General features: G+C 65.9%; 4 protein-coding genes. All 4 read left to right on the top strand.

The features are described from left to right. On the top strand, positions 1-720 hold a 720-nt coding region (locus tag CJ197_RS14630), incomplete at its 5' end, for a hypothetical protein (protein WP_233191020.1). A 9-nt stretch (positions 721-729) separates the two neighbouring features. Further along, positions 730-1,587, top strand: a complete 858-nt coding sequence (locus CJ197_RS14625; protein ID WP_102237457.1) for a hypothetical protein — start codon at positions 730-732, stop codon at positions 1,585-1,587. Positions 1,588-1,694: 107 nt separating this feature from the next. Next, complete coding sequence (locus tag CJ197_RS14620) at positions 1,695-2,747, top strand: hypothetical protein (protein WP_233191019.1); 1,053 nt, start codon at positions 1,695-1,697, stop codon at positions 2,745-2,747. Further along, the gene (locus CJ197_RS15000; RefSeq protein WP_146007797.1) at positions 2,726-5,833 is read left to right on the top strand and encodes a hypothetical protein; all 3,108 of its coding nucleotides are present in this window, start codon (positions 2,726-2,728) and stop codon (positions 5,831-5,833) included. The genes CJ197_RS14620 and CJ197_RS15000 overlap by 22 nt, the downstream gene beginning before the upstream one ends. Positions 5,834-5,895: the final 62 nt, after the last annotated feature.

The following is a 5,895-nucleotide window of genomic DNA, read 5'->3' as shown; positions in this document are numbered from 1 at the left end:
CCCGCGCCATCCGCACACTCCACCGATCAGACCCCCGCCGACCGGAGGTGTTGCTTCGACGCTATGACACCACCCACGGACCGGGGCGAGCTGTGGTCTATTGAGCGCGCTCTGTCCGGGGTTTTCTCCGATGGTGAGTGGGGTTCCTTGGCTGTCGGTCAAGATGGGGTGGAGTTGTCTTGCCCGGTCCGGATTGATGGTGAAGTGAAGGTCACTACGAACCTGGACGCTGGATATGTGGAAGCACAGATCCCGCTGTTCTCAGCATCCCCGTTCCTGTACGGGGATGAGCTGGTGGTGTATCAGCATCCGATTGGTACGGGTGTGGGGCTCGAATATGCCCTGTATGGGCAGCGCGTGAATCCTGCTGGTGAACCGGTTCTCTCATACGGCACGGCGGTGGACACCCAGGACCCGATCAGCAATAGCGGGAACGCGGTCGCGTACCCGCAGGTGATCGTGACGGGGGACTTCCCCAGCGGGTTTCAGGTGAGCGCTGGTGGCCGGTCGGTGGTGTGGCCTCACGCAACTTTTCCGGGTGCGCCGGTGGTGATTGACATGAGTGGCAGCATCTGGGTGGGTACCGAGAATCAGACGCACCGCGCGGGGCTCAGGCAGTGGATTAGCGTCCCGCCTGGGGCAACGGTTTTCCCAGAGTTCACGCCGTTGCAATTCGGTACCGGATGGGCGGAATGGCATATCCGCCCGACCTACATGTGAGGAGACATTATGGGTGCATTGGGTAAGGCCCCGGACGCGGCGGGTAACGGGCTCACGCCGCTGGAACATCGCCGGTTGATATGGGCGGATTATCATTCCTTCGGAATTGTCAAGGGCTGCGAAGTCTCCGGCACCGCGGGTATGGCGTACAGGGTCAGTCCCGGCAAGGTCGTGATGGAAACGTCGAGGGCGAACCGGGAAGCGGTCGAGGTTCCTGTCCCCGCCGTGGAGGTGGCGACTCTCCCCGCCCCCACATCCGGGTCCCGCACGGACTATGTGCTCGTGGATTCGGATGGTCAGGTGCATGTCCGGCAGGCGAACGACGAGACGATGTTCGCGTTGTCAGTGCGGGCAGTTCCAGCGGGGGTGACGGCCACAACGGCGACAACTGCGCGGGTGGATCGTGATCATGCGGTGTCGATGTTCGGGTCGCTGGGTGTGATTGACCGGTGGGATGAGGCGCTGGGGCATCGGGTGGCGATTCCGAATGAGCGCCGGACGATCAAGACGGGCCGGTTCGTGCTGCCAGCTGACCGCAGGTTGATGTTCGATTTTCGTCATTCGGCGTGTGAGGCCGGGTATACGGACCCTATCCGTATGCCGATGTCGGCGGAGCCGACCGGAGCGACGCTGTACACCCTATCTATCGACAATCAGGTGAAGGCGAAGCTGACGTTCTACCACTCGAAGATGTGGGAGACGAAGACGGATGAGGTGGATTTCTGGGTGACTGCGGGTGAGCACACGTGGGCGCTGCAGCGGGAGCGGTGGATCAGCACTGGTACGGGTGCGATCACGCTCGGGAACGGAGACTCGGATATCCCGCCGTCGTATTGCAAGATCGTGGATCAGGGGTCGACTCGGTGACGTGGCGGGTGTATCTGGGCCGGTCGATGACGGGTGAGCTGGGCGCGGAACTCGATGTGTCCGCCGGTAGTGTGGCGCACACGTTGAATAGTCACGATGAGGTTAGCGTGACGTTCTCCCGCGCCTCCCTTGACGGGGTTAGTCGCGAGTGGTGGTCGTACCGGTCTGGCTGTCTCGTCGTCACGTACGCGGACAGTGTGGGGGTGGAGCGGATCGTGTCCGCTGCCCCGATCAGTGATGCGCCGCAGGAGGACCGGCAGGCCGGGACGGTGACCCTCGCCGGGCGGGGGCCGTCGTGGCTCCTGGAGGACCGTGTGGTGCTGCCCGCGGAGCCACACGGTGACATCCGCAGGGGTGTGGTCGCGCTGCGTGGGCTCTCGTTTCGGGGGCTCGTGTCAGAGGTTGTGCGGCTCGCGCTTGCGAAGGCTAACGGTGGCCTCCCGGTGGTGCTGCCTGGCCCGGTGAGGGGACGCAGGGAGCGGACGTATGAGGCGTGGAATGTCAGCAATAACGGGGCGTGGAAGCGGATTGTGGAGATGACGGAGGTCATCGGTGGCCCGGACGTGCAGTTCCGCCCCCGTTGGGCCAACGATGAGCGGACCAGGTTCGAGTGGGTGCTGCTGGTCGGGACGGACGCGCAGCAGACCCTCCCTCAGGACCGGACGGTCGTGTGGGATGCGACGGCGGCGCGTGGTGATGTCGCCGCGATGGCTGTCACCACGAATGCTGACGATGTGACCCACCGGGTGTATGCGACCGGGGCGGGTGAAGGCGCGGGGGTTGCGTTGCAGCATCGGACCGCGCGGGAGCTGCCCCGGTGGATGCCGCTAGTGGAGCGGGTGATCTCTGACGCGGATGTGGAAGATACCGCGAGTGGTCGTGCTCTCCTCGCGTCGAAGGCCGCGGCGGCGGTCCGCCTGGATGCGATGGACCAGATCGACCTGACCGTGAATGCCGATCCCGTGGGCGCGCCGATTGGCACATGGTGGTGCGGGGAGCTAGTTCGTGTTGTCGCTGACGGCTGGCTGTCGGTGCCTGATGGTGACCACGATCTGCGGGTCATCGCGACACGCTACGAGCTGGGGTCGGATCTTGTGCAGGTGCAGTGCCAGCCCGACATGCTGGGAGAGGAGCTTTCATGGTCGGCCGACGGAATCTGAACCCTGACCCGGCGGGTGCTCTCGCTGACCTGATGCGCCGCCTGGACGCTAAGAGTTCGCAGCGCCAGACCGTCCCCGCTGGTATCAAGGATTTGGGCGAGAGCGGGAACGTGACGTGGACTGGGGTCGAGGGCCGGTTCACGTCGGTTCGCGACCTGGACGCAGACCTGGGCGAGGCACGGGCGCGCCTGGACGAGGCGACCACGAAGCTCCAGGAGGCGGAAGCTCGCCTTGCCGAGGCTGAGGCTGAGGCGGAGCGGACGGGTCAGCGTCTGGACGAGATCGAGACGACGGATCTTCCCGCTGTGCGGGAGGAGTTGGCGGCGAGGGCTGAGGAGGCGGCGCAGGATCTCGCGGAGCTGGAGGAGCGTCTGGCGGACTTTGCGACGGACGAGGCGCTTGACCCCATTCGTGATGCTCTGACGCAGGCGCGCGATGCTGTGACGGCGGCGCAGTCTACCGCTGACAAGGCTGTGACGGCGGCTAATGCGGCTAGCCAGGCGGCGCTTGAGGCGGCTGGCATCGCCGCGTCCAAGGGGCGCACGATCATTCAGGAGACCGAGCCGCAGGGCGAGGATCGCAACGCGGCGAACATCTGGATCAAGCCGGTCAAGGACAATCCTGACACGGAGGTCGAGGAGCGGGCGACCACCTACGTCTACCTTGAGGAGTCGGACGAGTGGGTGCCCACCACCTCGGATGAGCTTGCTCAGGCGGCGCAGAACGCGCTGGACGCCCGCGAGGCGGCACAGCAGGCCCAGCAGCGTGCCGATACTGCGGTCGCCAATGCCAGTGCCGCACAGGCGAAGGCAGAGGCCGCGCAGCGCACTGCGGATCAGGCGACGCTTGACGCCCGCGGCGCGCATAACGAGGCCGTGGCCGCGCGAGAAGCGGCGGATAGTGCGCTGGAGCGCGCCACGTCCCCTACGGCGAACATGATCCACAACGGCAACGGCGCGCTCGGTATGGAGAACTTCGAGATCCGCAACAGCTGGTCTCGCTATCCAGACGATGTCCCAACGGGCGCGCGGGCCTCGTTTGGGATCGAGGTCCCAGGCGGCGCGTTCATGGATCGAGAGATCGCCATCGACCCGTCCCGTAAGTACAAGATGAGTGCGACGGCCCGGCAGGCCAACCCGGACTATAAGCCTGGCCCGGATCGGCTCTACATGGCGCTCTCGCCGGTCGATTCGGATGGGCAGACCATCTCCACGGCGATGTATGCGCGCTGGGCAGATACGCTCACCACCTTGGCTGAGCCGCTGGAGGCCGGGGATACCGAGGTGGTGCTCGCCTCATCTGCCAACTGGAACAATGCAACGCCGAACAGGGTTGTCGCGCTCTACGACTACACCGACGGATCTGGCAAGCACTGGGGGACCGAGTACACGCGACACATCCCCAGGTTCTCGTCGATTTCTGGCACGACCGTCACCCTCTCAGCCCCATGGACTGGACGCACTTTCGCGGCTGGTACCCCCGTGGGGCAGGGGCTCTATGGCGGCGCGTATATGTACCCGCTAGTTCCGATGGGGATCCCCCACGAGTGGACCCCCTATGATTCGCAGGTCGTTGGTGGGGTGCATGACGGAAACGGCGCAGTTGCCACTACCGCTTTCCCCGCCCCTACGGCGTCGGTTCGCGCCGGGTTTCTGTTCAACTACACGGGACAGACGGAGAGCCGCCACAGGGTCGCCAACATCGGGTTCTTCGATGTGACAGATGCGGTGGCCGCAGAGGAGGCCGCAAAGGACGCTCAGGCTCGCGCCGATGAGGCGTACACGGAGGCGGCGAGCAAGGCTACGCCAGAGCAGGCCCAGGGCTACGCACAGGCTGCGGAAGAGGCGGCGAAGGCGGATGCCAAGGCGAAGGTCGAGGCTGCGGAAGCTCGTGCCGCACAGGAGGCCCTGCGCATCGCCAAGGCCGAGGCCGAGCGCGAGGCTAGCGAGGCTGAGGCGGCGGCCAAGGCTTACGCCGACCTGATCGACACCGGCGCGTCCGAGGCCGACATCGAGGCTGCGAAGCGCTACGCCGAGGAGCAGGCCGAGCAGGCCCGCATCGCGGCAGAGAAGGCCGCAGCGGCTGACGCTACGGCGAAGGCTGAGCAGGCCGAGGCCAACGCAGCGGCTGACGCCAAGACCAAGGCCGACAAGGCCCTGGCAGACGCGAAGGCAGATGCCACGGCCAAGGCGAGCGCGGCAGAGAAGGCCGCGAAGGCCGCTGCGGCAGCGGACGCGAAGGCGAAGGCGGACGCAGCCGAAGCTGCCGCTAAGAAGGCCGCGGCGGCCGACGCGAAGGCCAAGGCGGACGCTGCACAGGCGGCGGCAGAGGCGGCTGCGGCGACCGTCGCCAAGTCTGAGGCAGGGGCGGCTCGCACTGCCGCGGAGGCGGAGGCTAAGCGTCTCGCCAGCCTCGCGGAGCAGGCCGCCAAGGCGGCGGCAGCGGCTGATGCAACCGCCAAGGCCGACCAGGCTAAGGCTGACGCTGCGGCCGATGCCAAGGCCAAGGCTGACAAAGCCCTCCAGGATGCCCTCGCGGCTCTCGCCACGGCGCGTGGAGAGATCACCGCCGAGATCAAGGCGTCCGCCAACGGCAAGAACTCCATCACCATCTCCACTTCCGCGCCAGGCTCTACCAAGGGCGTGGTGGCTGGCGACACGTGGTGGAGAGTGGACGGCTCGGGGCAGATCTTCGGGCAGTGGCGCTGGACCGGCTCCGCCTGGAGCGCGGTGCAGATCCGCTCCGAGGTCATCGCCAACCTGGATGTCCACAAGCTCCAGGTGACCGGCTCCGCGAAGATCGCCGAAGCCGTGATTGACAAGCTGTTCGCGGAGACTTTCGCCGCCCACAAGATCACCGGCTCAGAGCTGCGCATCGCTTCGGTGAAGCCTGACGGCACGCTCGCTGACGGCTCGGTGGCCGCGGTGACGATCAAGGACGGCGCGATCACGACGCCGAAGCTCACCGTCACCGAGGACATGTCCGCCGCTATCGTGAACGCGATGTCGGTGGGCACGAAGAAGCTTGTTGTCACCGAGGAGGCTGTCCTCAATCATGCGACGCTGACCTCGGGCTTTCATCGTTGAGGTGTCCGAGGGGTGGTCGTAGACGCGGAAAGGTGCTCCTGACCTGGAAGAATAGGGCTTAC

The sequence above is a fragment of the Brachybacterium sp. UMB0905 genome (genome assembly GCF_002871795.1).
In the GTDB taxonomy this organism is placed as follows: Bacteria; Actinomycetota; Actinomycetes; order Actinomycetales; family Dermabacteraceae; genus Brachybacterium.
The sequence above is the reverse complement of the archived record's forward strand: the minus strand, read 5'-3'. Positions and strand labels throughout refer to the sequence as shown.